Source organism: Streptomyces sp. NPDC029139 (assembly GCF_055564335.1).
Genome location: NZ_JBVHWN010000002.1, coordinates 150,321 through 169,236, shown reverse-complemented (window position 1 = coordinate 169,236; position 18,916 = coordinate 150,321). Strand labels below are relative to the sequence as shown.

Below are 18,916 nucleotides of genomic sequence, written 5' to 3'. Positions count from 1 at the left end.
GCGCTACTTCCGCAACGCGCCCTCGGCGGGAACCCGCTCCGGCGCCTCCGCCCGGTCCGGCCGGGTCTCCGGCAGCAGTGCGAAGCAGCCCAGGCTCAGCAGCGCCACCGCCGTCAGATACGCCGCGACACCCCAGGGCGGCCCCGAGCCGCCCGACAGGGCCGTCGCCACGATCGGCGTCAGCGCCCCGCCAAGGACGCCCGCCAGGTTGTAGCCGACCGCCGCGCCCGTGCAGCGCACCCTCGGCTCGTACAGCTCGGGGAGGTACGCGGCGATCACCGCGAACATCGTGATGAAGGCCAGCAGCGCACCGACGAACCCGAGGAACATCAGCAGCGGCCGCCCCGTGTGGAGCAACGCGACCATCGGGAACATCCACACCGCCGAGGCCGCGCATCCGAGCAGGCAGAGCGGGCGGCGGCCGTAACGGTCGCCCAGCATCGCCGCCGGGGGCGTCACGATCCCCGAGATCGCCACCGCCGCCATGATGCAGACCAGCATGGTCGTACGGCCGACCCCCAGTCGTTCGGTGCCGTAGGCCAGGGCCCACGTGGAGACCGTGTAGAAGACCGCGTAGCCGACGGCGAGCGCCCCGGCCGTGAGCAGGACCAGCCGCCAGTGGTCGCGCGCCACCTCGGCGAGCGGGGCGTCCGCCCGTCGGCCGTTCGCGCTCAGCTCCTCGAACTGCGGGGTCTCGGCCAGCGAGGAACGCAGCAGCAGCCCGCCCGCCGCGAGCAGCCCGGCCGCCCAGAACGGCACGCGCCAGCCCCACTCGCGGAACTGGGCGTCCGTGAGGGTCGCCGACAGAGCCAGCATCACGCCGTTCGCCAGGAGGAAGCCGACCGGCGGGCCGATCTGCGGGAAGCTCGCCCACAGTCCTCGCCGCCGTTCCGGCGCGTGCTCGGCGGTGAGCAGGACGGCCCCGCCCCACTCGCCGCCCAGGCCGAGCCCCTGCAGGAAGCGCAGGACGAGCAGCAGGGCGGGGGCGGCGATACCGAGGGTCGCGTACGTCGGGACGAGGCCGACCGCCACCGTCGCGCAGCCCGTGAGCACCAGCGAGGCGAACATGACCGGGCGCCGGCCGTACCGGTCGCCGATGTGGCCGAAGAGCGCGGAGCCGAGCGGCCGGGCGACGAAACCGACGGCGAAGGTGCCGAAGGCGGCCAGGGTCCCGGCCAGCGGGGAGAACGTGGGGAAGAAGAGCGGTCCGAGGACGAGCGCGGCGGCGGTCCCGTAGACGAAGAAGTCGAAGAACTCGATGGCCGTGCCGACGAGCGAGGCGGCGGCGAGCCGCGCCATGGAGGGGGCGGCGGGGGCGGCCTTGCCGCCCGCGGAGCCGACGGCGTCGGGGCCGTCCGGGCCGTCCGGGGCGTCCGGACCGCCGGGACCGTTCGAAGCGTGTGGACCGTCCGGAGCGGGCGGGGCCGGGGGACCGGCCGGTGTGTCCGGAGCGGCCAGTGCCGGGGTGGAGGCCGGGGCCGGCGGAGAGTCCGGATCCGGGGACGGACGCGGAGAGTGACTGTGGCGCATGTCGCGCCAACTACCCGGCCTCCCCCGGAGTTACGGGGGCGTGCGGAAGCTCACGGTGATCGACCGTGCGCCTCCGCCGGTCAGCGCCCCCGCGAGGGCGTCACCAGCCGCGCGCGTGCCACTCGGGCAGATGAGGGCGTTCGTCACCGAGCGTGGTGTCCCGGCCGTGGCCCGGATAGACCCAGCTCTCGTCCGGCAGGACCGCGAAGAGCTTGGTCTCCACGTCCTGGATCAGGCTCGCGAAGGCCTTCGGGTCCTTCCAGGTGTTGCCCACGCCGCCGGGGAAGAGGCAGTCGCCGGTGAAGACGTGCGGGTGCCCGTGCGGGTCGTCGTAGATCAGGGCGATCGAGCCGGGGGTGTGCCCGACCAGCCGGCGGGCGGTCAGCTCGACCCGGCCGACCGTGATCGTGTCGCCGTCCTCGACCTTCACGTCCGTCGGGACGGGGATGCCCTCGGCGTCGTACGCGCCCGCGTGCGTCCGCGCACCGGTCGCTCCCACCACCTCTGCGAGAGCCTGCCAGTGGTCGCCGTGCCGGTGGGTGGTGACGACGGACGCGATGCCGTCGTCACCGATCAGCGTCAGGAGGGTGCCGGCGTCGTTGGCCGCGTCGATCAGCAACTGCTCACCGGTCGCCCGGCAGCGCAGCAGATACGCGTTGTTGTCCATCGGGCCGACCGCGACCTTCGAGATCATCAGGTCCGTCAGCTCGTGCACATCGGCCGGTCCGCCGACCTTCACCGTTCCGCTGTACGTCATGGGCTCAGCCTATAGCGGGGGGAGGTCGGGGAGCCCGTCGCCGGCGAGGACGGCGAGGTGGGCGCCCTTGTCACCGCGGCCGGACAGCCAGCCGAGCAGCTCGGCGCCGGTGCCGCCGAGGACGACCGGTTCCCCCTTGTCCCCGCCGGTGCGCCAGGCCGGGGCGTCCTCGTCGTACCCGAGGCGCAGCGTCACCGGCGGGACCTCCGGGCGTCCCGACCAGCGGTCGGCGAGGAACTCGATCTCCCGGGTCACGAACTCGTCGGGGAGGTCCCCCAGCTCGTATCCGGCCCCCAGGTCGACATGGTGCAGGGCCACCTCGACCCAGCGGCGGAAGGGGACACGGGCCGCCCGGTCCGTGACGCCGTTGCGCAGCTCCACGATCCGCTCCCAGTCGGCGAACTCGGCGGTCACCGCCTGGAAGCGCTCGGCGCTCTCGCGCACGTCGGCGAGGTGCACGGCGAGCGGGCGCGGGGCGTCCCGCTCGATGTCGGCGTCGCGGGTCGCGGCGTCCGGGTACATGGGCCGGCCCTGGAAGACGTTCACGAGGGCGTCGGCGTTGCGGGCGAGGTGGGCCAGGACATGTCCACGGGTCCAGCCGGGAAGCCGTGACGGCTGGGCGACCGCCGCGTTGTCCCAGGAGGCGGCTGCGTCGAGGAGCCGCTCGGTCGCTTCACGTACAGATGCCAGGTCACGCACATGGTCGATCATGGCCCCGACCCTAGCGCCGCCACTCGTTCGGGTGAAGTGGGTGCCGTGCGGCCGGAAATCGAATGTGCGTGCTATAAGCTCGATGGAAGCATCCGGCATCCTTGGTTGTTGGGTATTCAGGTTCATCCAGACATCCCCAGGCATATCTGCGACCCGCATTCCTGTGCCTCCGCTCTCTCAAGAAAGGTGCGGACCGGCGTGGCCGACCGTCTCATCGTTCGTGGCGCTCGCGAGCACAATCTCAAGAACGTCTCGCTCGACCTCCCGCGTGACTCCCTCATCGTCTTCACCGGGCTGTCCGGGTCGGGCAAGTCCTCCCTCGCGTTCGACACGATCTTCGCGGAGGGGCAGCGCCGGTACGTCGAGTCGCTCTCGTCGTACGCCCGGCAGTTCCTCGGCCAGATGGACAAGCCGGACGTCGACTTCATCGAGGGTCTCTCGCCGGCCGTCTCCATCGACCAGAAGTCGACCTCGCGCAACCCGCGCTCGACGGTCGGCACCATCACGGAGGTCTACGACTACCTCCGCCTGCTCTTCGCCCGCATCGGCAAGCCGCACTGTCCCGAGTGCCGCCGACCGATCTCCCGGCAGTCGCCCCAGGCCATCGTCGACAGGGTCCTGGAGCTGCCCGAGGGCAGCCGTTTCCAGGTCCTCTCCCCGCTCGTGCGCGAGCGCAAGGGCGAGTTCGTCGACCTCTTCGCCGACCTCCAGACCAAGGGCTACAGCCGGGCGCGGGTGGACGGGCAGACGATCCAGCTCAGCGAACCGCCGACCCTGAAGAAGCAGGAGAAGCACACGATCGAGGTGGTCGTCGACCGCCTCACCGTGAAGGACAGCGCCAAGCGCCGGCTCACCGACTCGATCGAGACCGCGCTCGGACTGTCCGGCGGCATGGTCGTGCTCGACTTCGTCGACCTCGCCGAGGACGACCCCGAGCGCGAGCGGATGTACTCGGAGCACCTGTACTGCCCGTACGACGACCTTTCCTTCGAGGAGCTGGAGCCCCGCTCCTTCTCCTTCAACTCGCCCTTCGGCGCCTGCCCGGACTGCACCGGCATCGGCACCCGCATGGAGGTCGACCCCGAGCTGATCGTCCCGGACGAGGACCGGTCCCTCGACGAGGGCGCCATCCACCCCTGGTCGCACGGACACACCAAGGAGTACTTCGGCCGGCTCATCGGCGGACTCGCCCAGGCGCTCGGCTTCCGTACGGACATCCCGTACGCCGGGCTTCCGGCGCGGGCCAAGAAGGCCCTGATGTACGGCCACAAGACCCAGGTCGAGGTCCGCTACCGGAACCGGTACGGACGCGAGCGGGCGTACACCACGCCGGCCTTCGAGGGCGCCGTCTCCTTCGTCAAGCGGCGTCACAGCGAGGCCGAGAGCGACTCCAGCCGTGAGCGCTTCGAGGGCTACATGCGCGAGGTGCCCTGCCCCACCTGTGAGGGCACCCGCCTCAAGCCGATCGTCCTCGCCGTCACCGTCATGGAGCGGTCGATCGCCGAGGTCTCCGCGATGTCGATCAGCGAGTGCGCGGACTTCCTCGGCCGACTGAAGCTCAACGCCCGGGACAAGAAGATCGCCGAGCGGGTCCTGAAGGAGGTCAACGAGCGGCTGCGCTTCCTCGTCGACGTCGGCCTCGACTACCTCTCGCTCAACCGCGCCGCCGGTACGCTCTCCGGCGGCGAGGCCCAGCGCATCCGGCTCGCCACGCAGATCGGCTCCGGTCTGGTCGGCGTGCTGTACGTCCTGGACGAGCCGTCCATCGGTCTGCATCAGCGCGACAACCACCGCCTCATCGAGACCCTGGTCCGGCTGCGGGACATGGGCAACACCCTGATCGTCGTCGAGCACGACGAGGACACCATCAAGGTCGCCGACTGGGTCGTCGACATCGGCCCCGGCGCCGGCGAGCACGGCGGCAAGGTCGTCCACTCCGGACCCCTCGCCGAGCTGCTCTCCAACAAGGAGTCGATGACCGGGCAGTACCTCTCGGGGCGCAGGGCCATCGGGACACCGGACATCCGGCGCCCGGTCGACCCCTCACGCCGGCTCACCGTGCACGGCGCCCGGGAGAACAACCTGCGGGACATCGACGTCTCCTTCCCGCTGGGCGTCCTCACGGCCGTCACCGGCGTCTCCGGCTCCGGCAAGTCGACGCTGGTCAACGACATCCTCTACACCCACCTGGCGCGCGAGCTGAACGGCGCCAAGTCGGTGCCCGGGCGGCACACGCGCGTGGACGGCGACGACCTCGTCGACAAGGTCGTGCACGTGGACCAGTCGCCGATCGGCCGCACCCCGCGGTCGAACCCGGCGACGTACACCGGCGTCTTCGACCACGTCCGCAAGCTCTTCGCCGAGACGATGGAGGCCAAGGTCCGCGGCTATCTGCCGGGCCGGTTCTCCTTCAACGTCAAGGGCGGCCGCTGCGAGAACTGCTCCGGCGACGGCACGATCAAGATCGAGATGAACTTCCTCCCGGACGTCTACGTCCCGTGCGAGGTCTGCCACGGCGCCCGGTACAACCGGGAGACCCTGGAGGTCCACTACAAGGGCAAGTCCATCGCCGAGGTCCTGGACATGCCGATCGAGGAGGCCCTGGACTTCTTCGAGGCCGTCCCGACGATCGCGCGCCACCTGCGCACGCTCAACGAGGTCGGTCTCGGGTACGTCCGGCTCGGCCAGTCCGCGCCGACGCTCTCGGGCGGTGAGGCGCAGCGCGTGAAGCTCGCCTCCGAGCTGCAGAAGCGGTCGACGGGCCGCACGGTCTACGTCCTGGACGAGCCGACCACGGGTCTGCACTTCGAGGACATCTCGAAGCTGATCAAGGTCCTGTCCGGCCTGGTCGACAAGGGCAACTCGGTGATCGTCATCGAGCACAACCTCGATGTCATCAAGACCGCCGACTGGGTCATCGACATGGGCCCGGAGGGCGGCAGCGGCGGCGGACTGGTCGTCGCCGAGGGCACGCCGGAGGAGGTCGCCTCCGTTCCGGCGAGCCACACCGGCAAGTTCCTCCGCGAGATCCTGGGCGCGGACCGGATCAGCGACGCGAGCGTGCCGGCGGCGCGCAAGGCGTCCGGCTCCGGGAAGCGGGCCCCCGCGAAGAAGGCCGCCGCGACGGCCCCGGCCAAGAAGGCGCCCGCCAAGAAGACGGCCGCGAGGGCACGCAAGGCGTGACCACGAGGCGGGGACGGCTGCCGCTTCGGCGGCCGTCCCGCCTCTCCGTGACCGGACCCTCTCCGTGACCGGACCCCCCTCCGGGGGTGCCGGATGCCGTCAGGCCGTCAGACGGTCCATCCGCTCGCCCTCAGCTCGTCCGCGTACGGAGGCTCCGCGCCCGGACGGGTGCAGGTCAGGGCCGCCGCTTCCGCCGCGTACGACAGCAGGGCGGACCAGGCGCCGGCGTCCAGCGCCCCCACCGGACGGTCGCCGAGGCCGTGCAGCAGCGCCGCGTTCACCGTGTCGCCCGCGCCGATCGTGTCCACCACCTCCACGCGCACCGCCTCCACGGCCACCTCGCACGACGGGGTGAAGACCGTCAGCCCCGCACCGCCACGGGTCAGCACCACCGCCGACGGTCCGCGCTCCAGCCACGCGGCCGGGGAGCCGCCCAGCCAGGCGGCGTCCTCCTCCGAGAGCTTCAGGATCGAGACGTACGGCAGCCAGCCCGCGAAGCGCTCGCGATAGGCGGCGGCGTCCGGGATCAAACCCGGCCGGATGTTGGGATCCAGCAGCGTGAGTGCGCCGCGCTCCGCCTCGCGCCGCAGCAGCGCCTCGTACGCCCCGGCGCCCGGCTCCAGAGCCAGCGAGCAGGTGCCGAACGCCACCGCCCGCACCCCCTCCGGCAGCCGCTCCGGCAGGGTGAAGAGCCGGTCGGCCGTGCCCTCGACGTAGAAGCCGTACTTCGCCGAACCGTCCGCGCCCACCGAGGCGACCGCCAGGGTCGTCGGCTCCGGGCCGCGCTGGACGAGCCGGTCCGAGACCCCCGCCGCCCGCAGCCCGGACACCAGGACCTCCCCGAAGGCGTCCGTGGAGACCCGTGAGCAGAACGCCGCCTCGGCGCCCAGCCGGCCGAGCGCCACGGCCGTGTTGTACGGGCCGCCGCCCGGCCGGGGCGTCAGCGGGGACAGGGGAGTGGCGGCGGGCCCCTCCGGGACCAGATCGATCAGGGACTCACCGGCGACGACGATCACGCCCGTGAACGTAACCCATGCCCGAGCGGCCACGACAGCCCCCGCGAAGGCGGCCCGGAGCCCGCCGGTATCGTCGGTTCGGTCACCTCTTGCCCCGATCCCACCGTGGAGCGCTCATGTCCGGCCAGTCCACCCGCCGCACCGTACTGAAGGGCGCCGCGCTCGCCGGGGCCGCCGGGCTGGGTGTCGCGGCCTGCTCCACGGAGTCCAAGCTCGGACACGCCCAGGTCCCCACGCCGACCGCACCCGTCACCCTCGGCGCGCCCGAGGAGGTTCCGGTCGGCGGCTCCAAGCTCTACCGCGAGCAGCGGGTCCTGGTGAGCTGCCCCGCCGCGGGCCAGTACAAGGCGTTCAGCGCCCAGTGCACCCACGCCGGCTGCGTCCTCGACAAGATCGAGAACAACGAGGGCAACTGCCCCTGCCACGGCAGCCGCTTCGACGTGACCACCGGCAAGGCACTCCAGGGCCCGGCGACGGTTCCACTTCCCGAGGTCCCGGTCCGGGTCGAGGGCGGAAAGCTGGTCGCGGGCCCGGAGGCGTAAAGGCCCGCGGGCACCCCGAGGCCCCCGACCACCCCGAGCCCCGAAGCGCCGGCCTGTGAGAGCCGGCCCCAGGCCCCCGGCCCCCCCGGGCCCCTCGGCCCCGGGCCCCATGCCCCTCGGCCCTCGGGCCCCATGCCCCTCGGCTCCAGGGCGCCGGCCCGCTACGCCCAGTCCCAGTCGATCCCCAGGATCCCCGGCCGTACCCCCTGCTCCACCAGGTGCACCGTGCGGTGCCGCCCGCTCAGCGTCAGATCCGAGCGGCCGCCGCGTGGCGCACCGGCCGAGGACTGCGTGAAGCGCCGGCACCGCACCGGCAGGGCCGCCTCGTCGAACCGCACCTGAAGCACGTACTGCCCGCCGGCGAAGCTGAACCCCCGGACGTACTCCCCGCTGGGGCCGCCCGTCCCGTCCTCGAAGCCGTACCCGAAGAGGTACGTCTCCCCGGCCCGCAGCCGCGCGTCGAACAGCAGCTCCGCGACGAGCACGCCCGTCTCGCGGTGCCATCGCACCCGCCCCGGACGGCAGTTGTCGAGGGCACGCACCTCCACCCGGGAAGGGTCGCAGCCGGGATCGCCGTGGTGGATCGCGAGATAGCGGTCGGTCCCGTCCCGGTGCGCCCGCACCACGTGCTGGGAATCGCGCCCCACCAGCTCCCGCCCGGGGCCGATCCGCACCCGCTCGTGGTGGCCGACCGTGTGCAGCCCGCCGTCCACCGGCGACTCCAGCTCGGCGAGCAGCTCCTCCACCACACCCGACGCCTCCACCAGCGAGCGGTACGAGCGGCCCGCCGGCCGCTCCACGTCACCCCGCGCCCCCGCGCCCTCCACGAGAAGCCGGATCAGCGAGTCCCCCGGCAGCTGAAGGACCTCCTCCAGGGCGCGCACGGCCTTCATCGACTCGGGCCGTTGCGGCCGACGGGCGCCCTGCTGCCAGTAACTGAGGCTCGTGACGCCCACCTTGATGCCCCGGTGGGCGAGATGGTGCTGCACCCGCTGGAGCGGCAGACCGCGCACGGCGAGCGCCGTGCGCAGCGCCAGATGGAACGGTCCGGTGTGCAGCAACTGCGCCAGATCGGCCTCGGTGTGCCCCACGGGGACTCCTCAGTGAATGTTCACGACGAAGGGACGGGGCGCCGTCCCGCCGACGGCGGGCCCGCAGGTGACGGACGGCGCGTGTTCACCTCGGGGGGCACATCGTTCACAGCCGGCCGTCACCCCGCATTGAAGCGTGTTGACCCGTTCCGGACAACGCTCGATGCTCCTCGACAGCGTCCGGACGCGCTCCTCCACTCCCCACATCCCCACACCCCCCGCTTCGGGAGGAACGCGATGCGCAGTAGAAAGCTGTCCCTGGCGGCACTCGCCGCTGCCGCCCTCTTCCTGCTCCCCATGACGTCGGCGTCCGCCGCGCCGACGAGCGAGGACGCCTCCGCCCTCGCGTACAAGCGACTGAACATCACCATGCAGGCGCAACAGAAGACCAACTGGTGCTGGGCCGCCGGCGGCAACACCATCGCGACCTGGTTCGGCCGCTCCTACACCCAGAACCAGTTCTGCAACGCCGCCTTCAACCGCCAGCAGGGCTACGACTGCCCCAACAACCAGGCCACGCTCGGCAACGTCCAGACCGGCCTGCGCTGGGCGGGCGTCAGCCCCGGCTCGTACGTCAACGGCTGGCTGCGCTACCCGACCGTGCAGACCGAGATCAACGCCGACCGCCCGATCGAGACGCGGATCCAGTGGTCCAGCGGGGGTGGGCACATGCATGTGATCTACGGGTACGACGACGCGAACAGCTGGGTCTACTGGGGCGACCCCTGGCCCTCCAGCGACCGCTACAACTGGGCCTCCCACGCCTGGTACGTCGGCAACGGCTCCTTCTCCTGGACGCACTCGCTCTACCGGATAGGGGCGTGAGTACGATGCGCGCACGCGTACGTGCCATCAGCGCCGGGTTCCTGTCCGCCGCCGCACTCGTCGTCCTCGGCGCGATGCCGGCCGACGCGACCACCGCCACCGCCGCCTCCGCCGGCGGCGCACCGCCGCACGCGGCGAGCCCCGAGAAGGCGGCGTCCGCCCCCGGGACCCTGGACACCCTCTCCCGGTTCTTCTCCCGGGACGGCGCCCTGGCCCGCTCGGCGGCCGCGCCCCGCATCGAGGGCGCGTCCGTCCCCGTACGGATCCTGTCCCCGGACTTCGTCGCGGGGAGGGCGGGCGCACCGGTCGCCCGGGTCGAGTTCCACGCGAGCAAGGCGGTCGCCTCGGACGGGCGGACGGCCTCGCTGTGGACGGTGCGCCGGGCGGACGGCGGCTGGCAGGTGGTCAACATCGCCACCGGCGACGACGAGACCCGTTACGCCGCGCAGGGCGCACGGGCGCTGCCGGGCGGGGTGGTGTTCCGCGAACCGCAGATCGACGCCTGGTACGTCCACAGGGACGCGAAGGTCCTCCCGCTGGACGAGGACGCCGAGCGGGCCGTGGGAAGGAACGGGACGACCCTGGCCGCGTACCGGGAGCGGGTCGTGAAGGCGTACGGGGACAAGCTCCCCGGCTCGGTCTACGCGAGGAAGGGCGCGGCCGGCGGGTACGCCGGGCCGTCCGCCACCGCGGCGGAGGAATCCCTGGTCACGGCCGCCTCGGCCACGGCGGCGGCGGGCGCGGCCCTCGCCCTCGCCCTGATCGGGACCGCCGCGTGGCGCCGCCGCCGCAGCGCGCCGGCCGGGCAGCCCACGGCCTGACGGCCGGTATCGGAGGGTGGCCGGACCCCGCGAGCCAGGGGCTCCGGCCGCCTCACCCCCTCGCCGCCCCCGCCGACCGTCCTGTCAGCCGCGCCCCCGCCCGCGCGCCCCGCTTCCGCCGCCCGTCAGCCGTCCCGGCCAACGCGCGCGGCCGGTCGGAGTGTCGGTCACCGCCAGTAGGGTGGGGAACATGGCCGACCCCTCCAGCTACCGTCCCAAGCCGGGACAGATCCCCGACACTCCGGGGGTCTACAAATTCCGCGACGAGCACCGCCGGGTGATCTACGTCGGGAAGGCGAAGTCCCTGCGCCAGCGGCTGGCCAACTACTTCCAGCCGCTGGCGAGCCTGCACCCGCGCACGGCCACGATGGTCACCACCGCCGCCTCCGTGGAGTGGACCGTCGTCTCGACCGAGGTCGAGGCGCTGCAGCTGGAGTACTCCTGGATCAAGGAGTACGACCCCCGGTTCAACGTCAAGTACCGCGACGACAAGAGCTATCCCTATCTCGCGGTCACCCTGAACGAGGATTTCCCGCGCGTCCAGGTCATGCGCGGCCACAAGAAGAAGGGCGTGCGCTACTTCGGGCCGTACGCCCACGCGTGGGCCATCCGCGAGACCGTCGACCTGATGCTCCGCGTCTTCCCGGTCCGCACGTGCTCCGCCGGCGTCTTCCGCAACGCCGCCTCCGCCGGCCGCCCCTGCCTCCTCGGCTACATCGGCAAGTGCTCCGCCCCGTGCGTGGGCCGGGTCAGCCCCGACGAGCACCGCGAACTGGCCGACGAGTTCTGCGACTTCATGGCCGGCCGCACCGGCACGTACATCCGCCGCCTGGAGAAGCAGATGATGGCGGCGGCCGAGGAGATGGAGTACGAGAAGGCGGCACGGCTCCGCGACGACATAGAGGCGCTCCGGCGCGCGATGGAGAAGAACGCCGTCGTCCTCGCCGACGCCACCGACGCCGACCTGATCGCGCTCGCCGAGGACGAGCTGGAGGCCGCCGTCCAGATCTTCCACGTCCGCGGCGGCCGCGTGCGCGGCCAGCGCGGCTGGGTCACCGACAAGGTCGAGGCCGTCTCCACGGCCGACCTCGTCGAGCACGCGCTGCAGCAGCTGTACGGGGAGGAGAGCGGCGACGCCGTCCCCAAGGAGGTCCTCGTCCCGGCCGTCCCCGAGGACGCCGACGCCGTCACCCAGTGGCTGAGCGGCCGCCGGGGCTCCCAGGTCTCCCTGCGCGTCCCGCAGCGCGGTGACAAGAAGGACCTGATGGAGACCGTCGCGCGCAACGCGCAGCAGGCGCTCGTGCTGCACAAGACCAAGCGCGCGAGCGACCTCACCACCCGCTCGCGGGCGCTGGAGGAGATCGCCGAGGCCCTCGACCTGGACTCCGCGCCGCTGCGGATCGAGTGTTTCGACATCTCCCACCTCCAGGGCGAGGACGTCGTGGCCTCCATGGTCGTCTTCGAGGACGGGCTGCCCCGCAAGAGCGAGTACCGCCGCTTCCAGATCAAGGGCTTCGAGGGCCAGGACGATGTCCGCTCGATGCACGAGGTGATCAGCCGCCGCTTCAAGCGCTACCTCGCCGAGAAGGAGCGGACGGGGGAGTGGGACCAGGAGGGCGTGGCCGTGGACGCCGCGGGCGACGCGATGGACGCGGTGAACGGCTCCGGACCCGCCGTCCCCGGAGGGGCCGGTGCCGCTCCCGGGGAGCTGATCACCGGCTCCGGGGGGCCGGCCACCGGCTCGGGGGAGCTGATCACCGGCTCCGGGGAGGTCCCCGTCGACGACGGCCGCCCCAAGCGCTTCGCCTACCCGCCCCAGCTCGTCGTCGTCGACGGCGGGCAGCCCCAGGTCGCCGCCGCCCGGCGCGCCCTGGACGAGCTCGGCATCGACGACATCGCCGTCTGCGGCCTCGCCAAGCGCCTGGAGGAGGTCTGGCTGCCCGGCGACGACGATCCCGTGGTGCTGCCCCGCTCCAGCGAGGGTCTGTACCTCCTCCAGCGGGTACGTGACACGGCTCACGACTTCGCCATCCGCTACCAGCGCTCGAAGCGGAACAAGCGCATCAGGACAAGCCCGCTGGACGCGATCCCCGGGCTCGGCGACACCCGTAAGCAGGCGCTCATCAAGCATTTCGGCTCGGTGAAACGGCTGCGACAGGCGACAATCGAGCAGATCTGCGAGGTCCCCGGCATGGGGCGCAAGACGGCCGAGGCCGTGGCGGTGGCCCTCGCGCAGGCGGCCCCGGCCGCACCCGCCGTGAACACGGCGACAGGAGAGATCATGGAAGACGACGGGGGCACCACCGCATGACCGCGCACGACCGGGACGACCGGCACGATGAGCAAGAGAAGCACCGAGAAGACGGAGCAGGACACGTGAGTACGGGCACGAAGGAGGCCGGTGAGGCCGCCGACGCGGCGGCCATCCCCGAGCTGGTGATCATCTCCGGCATGTCCGGCGCCGGCCGGTCCACCGCGGCGAAGTGCCTGGAGGACCTCGGCTGGTTCGTCGTCGACAATCTGCCGCCCGCGCTGATCCCCACCATGGTGGACCTCGGCGCCCGCTCCCAGGGCAACGTGGCCCGGATCGCCGTCGTCGTCGACGTCCGAGGCCGCCAGTTCTTCGACGCCCTGCGGGAGTCCCTCGCCGCCCTCGACGCCCAGCAGGTCACCCGCCGGATCGTTTTCCTGGAGTCCTCCGACGAGGCCCTGGTCAGGCGGTTCGAGTCGGTCCGCCGGCCGCACCCGCTGCAGGGGGACGGCCGCATCACCGACGGCATCGCAGCCGAGCGGGACCTGCTGCGCGAGCTGCGCGGCGACGCCGACCTGGTGATCGACACCTCCAGCCTCAACGTCCACGAGCTGCGCGCCAAGATGGACGCCCAGTTCGCCGGGGACGAGGAGCCGGAGCTGCGGGCGACGGTCATGTCGTTCGGATTCAAGTACGGGCTGCCCGTCGACGCCGACCTCGTCGTCGACATGCGCTTCCTGCCCAACCCGCACTGGGTCCCCGAGCTGCGCCCCTTCACCGGCCTCAACGAGGAGGTGTCTGCCTATGTCTTCAACCAGCCCGGGGCCAAGGAGTTCCTCGACCGCTACACCGAGCTGCTCCAGCTGATCGCCGCGGGCTACCGCCGCGAGGGCAAGCGGTACGTGACCATCGCCGTCGGCTGCACGGGCGGCAAGCACCGCTCCGTCGCCACGTCCGAGAAGCTCGCCGCCCGCCTCGCCTCGGAAGGGGTCGAGACCGTCGTCGTCCACCGGGACATGGGGCGCGAGTGAAGCCGTACCGCCGGCGTACGTCCACCCTCTCGGTGCGTACGCTCCGCCGACGCGGCGCCCAGCCCAAGGTCGTCGCACTCGGCGGGGGCATGGGTCTGTCGGCCTCCCTCGCCGCCCTGCGCCGCATCACCGGTGACCTCACCGCCGTCGTCACCGTCGCCGACGACGGCGGCTCCAGCGGCCGGCTCCGGGAGGAGCTGGGCGTCCTGCCGCCCGGTGACCTGCGCAAGGCGCTCGCCGCGCTCTGCGGGGACGACGACTGGGGCCAGACCTGGGCCCGGGTCATCCAGCACCGCTTCCAGTCCAAGGGCGACCTGCACGAGCATGCCGTCGGCAACCTGCTGATCGTCGCCCTCTGGGAGCAGCTCGGCGACCACGTCCTCGCCCTGGACCTGGTCGGCAAGCTGCTCGGGGCGCACGGCCGGGTGCTGCCGATGTCCGCCGTGCCGCTGGAGCTCCAGGCCCTGGTGCGGGGGCACGACCCGGCGCGCCCGGACGACGTGGACACGGTCCGTGGCCAGGCCACGGTGGCGCTCACGCCCGGTGAGGTGCAGTCCGTCCACCTCGTGCCGCACGACCCGCCCGCCGTGCCCGAGGCCGTCGCCGCGGTCCGCGACGCCGACTGGGTGGTGCTGGGGCCCGGCTCCTGGTTCTCCTCGGTGATCCCGCACCTGCTGGTCCCCGAGCTGCTCGACGCGCTGACCGAGACCAAGGCCCGCAAGGTGCTCTCCCTCAACCTCGCGCCGCAGCCCGGAGAAACCGAGGGGTTCTCTCCGCAGCGTCATTTGGAGGTTTTGGGACGACACGCCCCTAAACTCGCCCTGGACGTGGTGCTGGCCGACGAGGCCGCCGTGCCCGACCGCGAGTCTCTCTCCGACGCCGCCAAGCGGCTCGGCGCCGCGGTCGAGCTGGCGCCGGTGGCCCGTGCTGGGGGTCCCTCCCATGCCGAAGGTCATGGGGGAGGGCAACCGCGGCACGACCCGGAGCTGTTGGCCGCCGCGTACGACCGTATTTTTCGGATGCATGGAAGGATCGGCCCATGGCGATGACGGCAGCGGTGAAGGACGAGATCTCCCGGCTTCCCGTCACCCGGACCTGCTGCAGGAAGGCAGAGGTCTCGTCGATCCTGCGGTTCGCCGGCGGTCTGCACCTGGTGAGCGGGCGGATCGTGATCGAGGCGGAGCTGGACACCGCGATGGCGGCCCGCCGGCTCAAGCGGGACATCCTGGAGATCTTCGGGCACAGCTCGGAGCTGATCGTGATGGCCCCCGGTGGTCTGCGGCGCGGCTCGCGCTTCGTCGTACGGGTGGTGGCGGGCGGCGACCAGCTGGCCCGGCAGACCGGTCTGGTCGACGGCCGGGGACGCCCGATCCGCGGGCTGCCCCCGCAGGTCGTCTCGGGTGCCACCTGCGACGCCGAGGCGGCCTGGCGGGGCGCCTTCCTGGCCCACGGCTCGCTGACCGAGCCCGGGCGCTCCTCCTCCCTGGAGGTGACCTGCCCCGGCCCGGAGGCCGCCCTCGCCCTGGTGGGTGCGGCGCGCCGGCTGAGCATCGCCGCGAAGGCCCGTGAGGTACGGGGCGTGGACCGTGTGGTCGTCCGGGACGGTGACGCCATCGGCGCCCTGCTGACCCGGCTGGGCGCGCACGAGTCGGTGCTGGCCTGGGAGGAGCGGCGGATGCGCCGCGAGGTCCGCGCCACCGCGAACCGGCTGGCGAACTTCGACGACGCCAACCTGCGCCGCTCGGCGCGCGCGGCCGTGGCGGCCGGAGCCCGGGTGCAGCGCGCCCTGGAGATCCTCGGTGAGGAGGTGCCCGAGCACCTCGCCGCCGCGGGCCGGCTCCGCATGGAGCACAAGCAGGCATCCCTGGAGGAGCTCGGCGCGCTCGCCGACCCGCCGCTGACCAAGGACGCCGTCGCCGGCCGGATCCGACGGCTGCTGGCCATGGCCGACAAGCGGGCGCAGGACCTGGGCATCCCCGGCACGGAGTCGAGTCTCAGCGAAGAGCTGGACGACAGCCTCGTCGGCTGACCCGCGCCTCTCGCCAACTTCCCGCTGCCGGTGCCTTTCTGAGGCACCGGCAGCACTCGTTCGGCCGGAGGGGCACCCTTGACATGATCATGAATGATCATGAGCCTGGCGTCTGTTCACTTTCGTGGCAGACAACAGCAAGGGGGGCTTATGAGACGCAGAGCGAGATCGATCCTCGCCGCGGCTTCACTGCTGATCGCGGGCCTGGCGGCGGCACCCGTCGCCGGAGCGGAACCCCGGAACGGGAGCGATGGCGGCGACGCCCTCTCCGTATGGCGCGCCGAGGTCGGCAAGGAACAGGTGCCGCTCCTTCTCGAAGCCGGCACCGACGGCCACGAGCTGACCGAGCAGGTGCCCGACGAGGGCTCCGCCACGCTCGAGCTGTACCTCACGGACAAGCAGGCCGGGCAGCTGCGCGGCAAGGGCGTCGAACTCGCGAAGCACACCCTTTCCCCCCAGGCCGAGAAGCGGGTCGCCGGAGCCGGGGACGGCGTCTTCCGGCCGTACGGCGGCAGCGGCGGGCTCAAGCAGGAGATCCTGGCCACCTCCCAGGCCCACCCGGACCTCACGAAGGTCGTCTCCATCGGCAAGACCGTGAAGGGCCAGGACATCCTCGCCGTCAAGGTCACCAAGGGCGCCAGGAAGGCGCGGGACGGCAGCCGCCCCGCCGCGCTCTACCTGTCCAACCAGCACGCCCGCGAGTGGATCACCCCCGAGATGACGAGGCGGCTGCTCCACCACTACCTCGACGGTTACGGCACGGACCGGCGGATCACGAAGATCGTCGACTCCACCGAGCTGTGGTTCGTGCTCTCCGCCAACCCCGACGGCTACGACTTCACCCACGCCGACCCCGCCAACCGCCAGTGGCGCAAGAACCTCCGCGACAACAACGGCGACGGGCGGGTCGAGCCCGGCGACGGCGTCGACCTCAACCGCAACTTCGCCTACAAGTGGGGTTACGACAACGAGGGCTCGTCGCCCGACCCGGCCGACGAGACCTATCGCGGCACGGGCCCGATGTCCGAGCCCGAGACCAGGGCCCTCCACGCCTTCCAGAAGCGCATCGGCTTCCAGTACGGCATCAACTACCACTCCGCCGCCCAGCTGCTGCTCTACGGCGTCGGCTGGCAGGTCGCCACCGACACCCCCGACGACGTGGCGCTCCGGTCGCTCGCGGGCACCCCGCAGAAGTCCGCCGTGCCCGGCTACCGGCCGCAGGTCTCCTCCGAGCTCTACACGACCAACGGCGAGGCGGACGGACACGCCGCCAACGTCAACGGGATGCAGATGTTCACCCCGGAGATGTCGACCTGCGCCACCGTCTCCCGGATCGATCCGAACGACGCCTGGGAGCCCGGCGACTGCGCCTCCGTCTTCACCTTCCCCGACGACGAGAAGCTGATCCAGGCGGAGTTCGCCAAGAACATCCCGTTCGCGCTCGCCGTCGCCGAGTCCGCCCTCCACCCGGACCGGCCCGTCTCCGTCACCGGCCTCGACGCGCCCGACTTCACCCCGGACACCTTCACCACCTCCTACGCCCGCGGCGGCGGCCAGCAGGTCTCCGTGACCGCCCGGAAGTCGCTGCGCGGCAAGGAGCTCAGGTACCGGATCAACGGTGGCCGGACGCAGACCGAGCGCCTGGAGGCATGGCAGGGCGGCGAGACCTACGGCGGCGAGGACAACCTCTTCTTCGACCACTACCGGGCCGAGGTCGAGGGCGCCGCACCGGGCGACACCGTCGAGGTGTGGTTCACCGCCCGTACCCACGAGGGCGGGGCGACCTCGTCCACCCCCTTCACCTACACCGTGGCCGACCGGCCCCGCGGCGACGTGCTCGTCCTCGCCGAGGAGGGCGGCACCACCGCGGCGCGGCACGCCGCCGCCTATGTGCGGGCGCTCGCCGGCAGCGGCCGCGCGGCCGCGGTCTGGGACGTCGCCACGCAGGGGGTCCCGGACGCCCTCGGCGTGCTGAGTCACTTCCGTACGGTCGTCTGGTACACCGGCGCCGAGCAGCCCTCCGGGCCCGTCACGCTGGCCGTGCGGGACTACCTCAACGAGGGCGGCAAGCTGATCAACGCCGGGGAGAAGGCGGGCGGCCTCGTCGACATCGGCCGGGCGACGTCCAACGACTTCGCCCAGTACTTCCTCGGCGCCTACCACCGGACCGGGCTCCAGTCACCGCCCGCCTTCGCCGGTTCCGGCGGATTCGCGGGCCGCACGGCGGGCCTGGGCGGCACGGCGGACAACCCGCTGGACAACGCCGGCGCGTACACCGTCACCTCGGACACGCTCGATCCGCGGCGGTTCCCGCAGTTCCGCGGCAGCGCGCCCGCGGGTGACTACCCGGGCGTCCGTACCCCCTTCGAGCCCTACGGAGGCAGCCACTTCGCGGCCGCCCGCCACACCGACAACACCTGGACCCGCCTCAGCCGCACCGTCGACCTGACCGGTGTCGACGCCGCCGCCGGGCCGAGCCTGCGGTTCCAGGTCAGCCACGACACGGAGCCCGGCTACGACAACCTCGTCGTCGAGGCCCACACCGTCGGCCAGGACGACTGGACCACGCTGCCCGACGCCAACGGCGGCACCTCCACCGCCGCCCCGGCCGACTGCGGCGCGGGCTACTACGTCCGCGGCCACCCCTTCCTCGCCCGCTACCTGACCGTCGGCGAGGACAGCTGCGCCACCACCGGCACCACCGGCTCCTGGAACGCCTTCACCGGACCCTCCAACGGCTGGCGCCAGGCGTCGATCGACCTGAGCGCGTACGCGGGCAAGCGGGTCGAGCTGTCGATCTCGTACATCACCGACCCCGGCACCGGCGAGATGGGCGCCTTCGTCGACGACACCGCGCTCGTCGTCGGCGGCACACCGGGCCGGAACGAGGGGTTCGAGACCGCCCTGGGCGACTGGTCCGTAGCGGGTCCGCCGGCCGGCAGCCCGGGCAACGGCAGCGACTGGGCGCGCTCCCCGGGGCTCTTCCACTCGCAGGCCGCCGTCACGACGCGTGACACCGTGCTCCTCGGTTTCGGCCTGGAGCACGTGCGCACCGAGGCGGAGCGGAGCGCCCTCGTCCGGAAGGCGCTCCGTACGGTGCACGGCTGAGCGGACACCCGCCCTTTTGAT

14 protein-coding genes are annotated in these 18,916 nt (G+C 72.3%); 9 read left to right on the top strand and 5 right to left on the bottom strand.

Annotated features, from left to right (window positions below):
* Nucleotides 1–3: 3 nt before the first annotated feature.
* From ACZ4VW_RS04895 to ACZ4VW_RS04885, 3 genes are all read right to left on the bottom strand, one after another.
* Nucleotides 4–1,299 (bottom strand): MFS transporter, encoded by a 1,296-nt coding sequence (locus ACZ4VW_RS04895; protein WP_467959559.1) that lies wholly within the window; start codon nucleotides 1,297–1,299, stop codon nucleotides 4–6.
* A gap of 331 nt (nucleotides 1,300–1,630) precedes the next feature.
* Complete coding sequence (locus ACZ4VW_RS04890; RefSeq protein ID WP_467958479.1) at nucleotides 1,631–2,287, bottom strand: MBL fold metallo-hydrolase; 657 nt, start codon at nucleotides 2,285–2,287, stop codon at nucleotides 1,631–1,633.
* A 9-nt stretch (nucleotides 2,288–2,296) separates the two neighbouring features.
* Nucleotides 2,297–2,998 (bottom strand): maleylpyruvate isomerase family mycothiol-dependent enzyme, encoded by a 702-nt coding sequence (locus tag ACZ4VW_RS04885; protein ID WP_467958477.1) that lies wholly within the window; start codon nucleotides 2,996–2,998, stop codon nucleotides 2,297–2,299.
* Nucleotides 2,999–3,196: 198 nt separating this feature from the next.
* Between ACZ4VW_RS04885 and uvrA the strand changes: the two genes are divergently transcribed.
* A complete protein-coding gene (gene uvrA / locus ACZ4VW_RS04880; RefSeq protein ID WP_467958475.1) occupies nucleotides 3,197–6,181 on the top strand; it encodes an excinuclease ABC subunit UvrA in 2,985 nt (994 codons plus the stop codon).
* A 107-nt stretch (nucleotides 6,182–6,288) separates the two neighbouring features.
* On the opposite strand, the gene ACZ4VW_RS04875 is transcribed toward uvrA, so the two are convergent.
* On the bottom strand, nucleotides 6,289–7,197 hold the full coding sequence (locus tag ACZ4VW_RS04875; protein WP_467958473.1) for a carbohydrate kinase family protein: 909 nt from the start codon (nucleotides 7,195–7,197) through the stop codon (nucleotides 6,289–6,291).
* Between the two features lie 116 nt (nucleotides 7,198–7,313).
* Here ACZ4VW_RS04875 and ACZ4VW_RS04870 point away from each other — a divergent pair, with 116 nt between their 5' ends.
* Nucleotides 7,314–7,739 (top strand): Rieske (2Fe-2S) protein, encoded by a 426-nt coding sequence (locus ACZ4VW_RS04870; protein ID WP_467958471.1) that lies wholly within the window; start codon nucleotides 7,314–7,316, stop codon nucleotides 7,737–7,739.
* A gap of 161 nt (nucleotides 7,740–7,900) precedes the next feature.
* On the opposite strand, the gene ACZ4VW_RS04865 is transcribed toward ACZ4VW_RS04870, so the two are convergent.
* A complete protein-coding gene (locus tag ACZ4VW_RS04865) occupies nucleotides 7,901–8,830 on the bottom strand; it encodes a hypothetical protein (RefSeq protein WP_467958469.1) in 930 nt (309 codons plus the stop codon).
* Nucleotides 8,831–9,067: 237 nt separating this feature from the next.
* On the opposite strand from ACZ4VW_RS04865, the gene ACZ4VW_RS04860 reads away from it, so the two are divergent.
* From ACZ4VW_RS04860 to ACZ4VW_RS04830, 7 genes are all read left to right on the top strand, one after another.
* On the top strand, nucleotides 9,068–9,655 hold the full coding sequence (locus ACZ4VW_RS04860; RefSeq protein WP_467958467.1) for a papain-like cysteine protease family protein: 588 nt from the start codon (nucleotides 9,068–9,070) through the stop codon (nucleotides 9,653–9,655).
* Between the two features lie 5 nt (nucleotides 9,656–9,660).
* Nucleotides 9,661–10,476 (top strand): hypothetical protein, encoded by an 816-nt coding sequence (locus ACZ4VW_RS04855; protein ID WP_467959557.1) that lies wholly within the window; start codon nucleotides 9,661–9,663, stop codon nucleotides 10,474–10,476.
* A 190-nt stretch (nucleotides 10,477–10,666) separates the two neighbouring features.
* Nucleotides 10,667–12,787 carry an excinuclease ABC subunit UvrC gene (gene uvrC / locus ACZ4VW_RS04850; RefSeq protein ID WP_467958465.1) on the top strand — a complete coding sequence of 707 codons (2,121 nt, stop codon included), beginning with the start codon at nucleotides 10,667–10,669 and terminating at the stop codon, nucleotides 12,785–12,787.
* Entirely contained in the window at nucleotides 12,784–13,758 is a 975-nt protein-coding gene (rapZ, locus tag ACZ4VW_RS04845; protein ID WP_467958463.1) for an RNase adapter RapZ, read from the top strand. Before uvrC ends, rapZ begins: the two co-directional genes overlap by 4 nt.
* Entirely contained in the window at nucleotides 13,755–14,807 is a 1,053-nt protein-coding gene (locus tag ACZ4VW_RS04840; protein ID WP_467958461.1) for a gluconeogenesis factor YvcK family protein, read from the top strand. Before rapZ ends, ACZ4VW_RS04840 begins: the two co-directional genes overlap by 4 nt.
* Nucleotides 14,798–15,787, top strand: a complete 990-nt coding sequence (whiA, locus tag ACZ4VW_RS04835; RefSeq protein ID WP_467958459.1) for a DNA-binding protein WhiA — start codon at nucleotides 14,798–14,800, stop codon at nucleotides 15,785–15,787. Before ACZ4VW_RS04840 ends, whiA begins: the two co-directional genes overlap by 10 nt.
* A gap of 150 nt (nucleotides 15,788–15,937) precedes the next feature.
* Nucleotides 15,938–18,895 (top strand): M14 family metallopeptidase, encoded by a 2,958-nt coding sequence (locus tag ACZ4VW_RS04830; protein WP_467958458.1) that lies wholly within the window; start codon nucleotides 15,938–15,940, stop codon nucleotides 18,893–18,895.
* Nucleotides 18,896–18,916: the final 21 nt, after the last annotated feature.

Excerpts from the sequence above, each read along its gene's own strand:
- ACZ4VW_RS04895 (WP_467959559.1), bottom strand. The coding sequence starts at position 1,299 with ATGGCGCGGCTCGCCGCCGCCTCGCTCGTCGGCACGGCCATCGAGTTC.
- ACZ4VW_RS04890 (WP_467958479.1), bottom strand. The coding sequence starts at position 2,287 with ATGACGTACAGCGGAACGGTGAAGGTCGGCGGACCGGCCGATGTGCAC.
- ACZ4VW_RS04885 (WP_467958477.1), bottom strand. The coding sequence starts at position 2,998 with ATGATCGACCATGTGCGTGACCTGGCATCTGTACGTGAAGCGACCGAG.
- ACZ4VW_RS04870 (WP_467958471.1), top strand. The coding sequence starts at position 7,314 with ATGTCCGGCCAGTCCACCCGCCGCACCGTACTGAAGGGCGCCGCGCTC.
- ACZ4VW_RS04860 (WP_467958467.1), top strand. The coding sequence starts at position 9,068 with ATGCGCAGTAGAAAGCTGTCCCTGGCGGCACTCGCCGCTGCCGCCCTC.
- ACZ4VW_RS04855 (WP_467959557.1), top strand. The coding sequence starts at position 9,661 with ATGCGCGCACGCGTACGTGCCATCAGCGCCGGGTTCCTGTCCGCCGCC.
- uvrC (WP_467958465.1), top strand. The coding sequence starts at position 10,667 with ATGGCCGACCCCTCCAGCTACCGTCCCAAGCCGGGACAGATCCCCGAC.
- rapZ (WP_467958463.1), top strand. The coding sequence starts at position 12,784 with ATGACCGCGCACGACCGGGACGACCGGCACGATGAGCAAGAGAAGCAC.
- whiA (WP_467958459.1), top strand. The coding sequence starts at position 14,798 with ATGGCGATGACGGCAGCGGTGAAGGACGAGATCTCCCGGCTTCCCGTC.
- ACZ4VW_RS04830 (WP_467958458.1), top strand. The coding sequence starts at position 15,938 with ATGAGACGCAGAGCGAGATCGATCCTCGCCGCGGCTTCACTGCTGATC.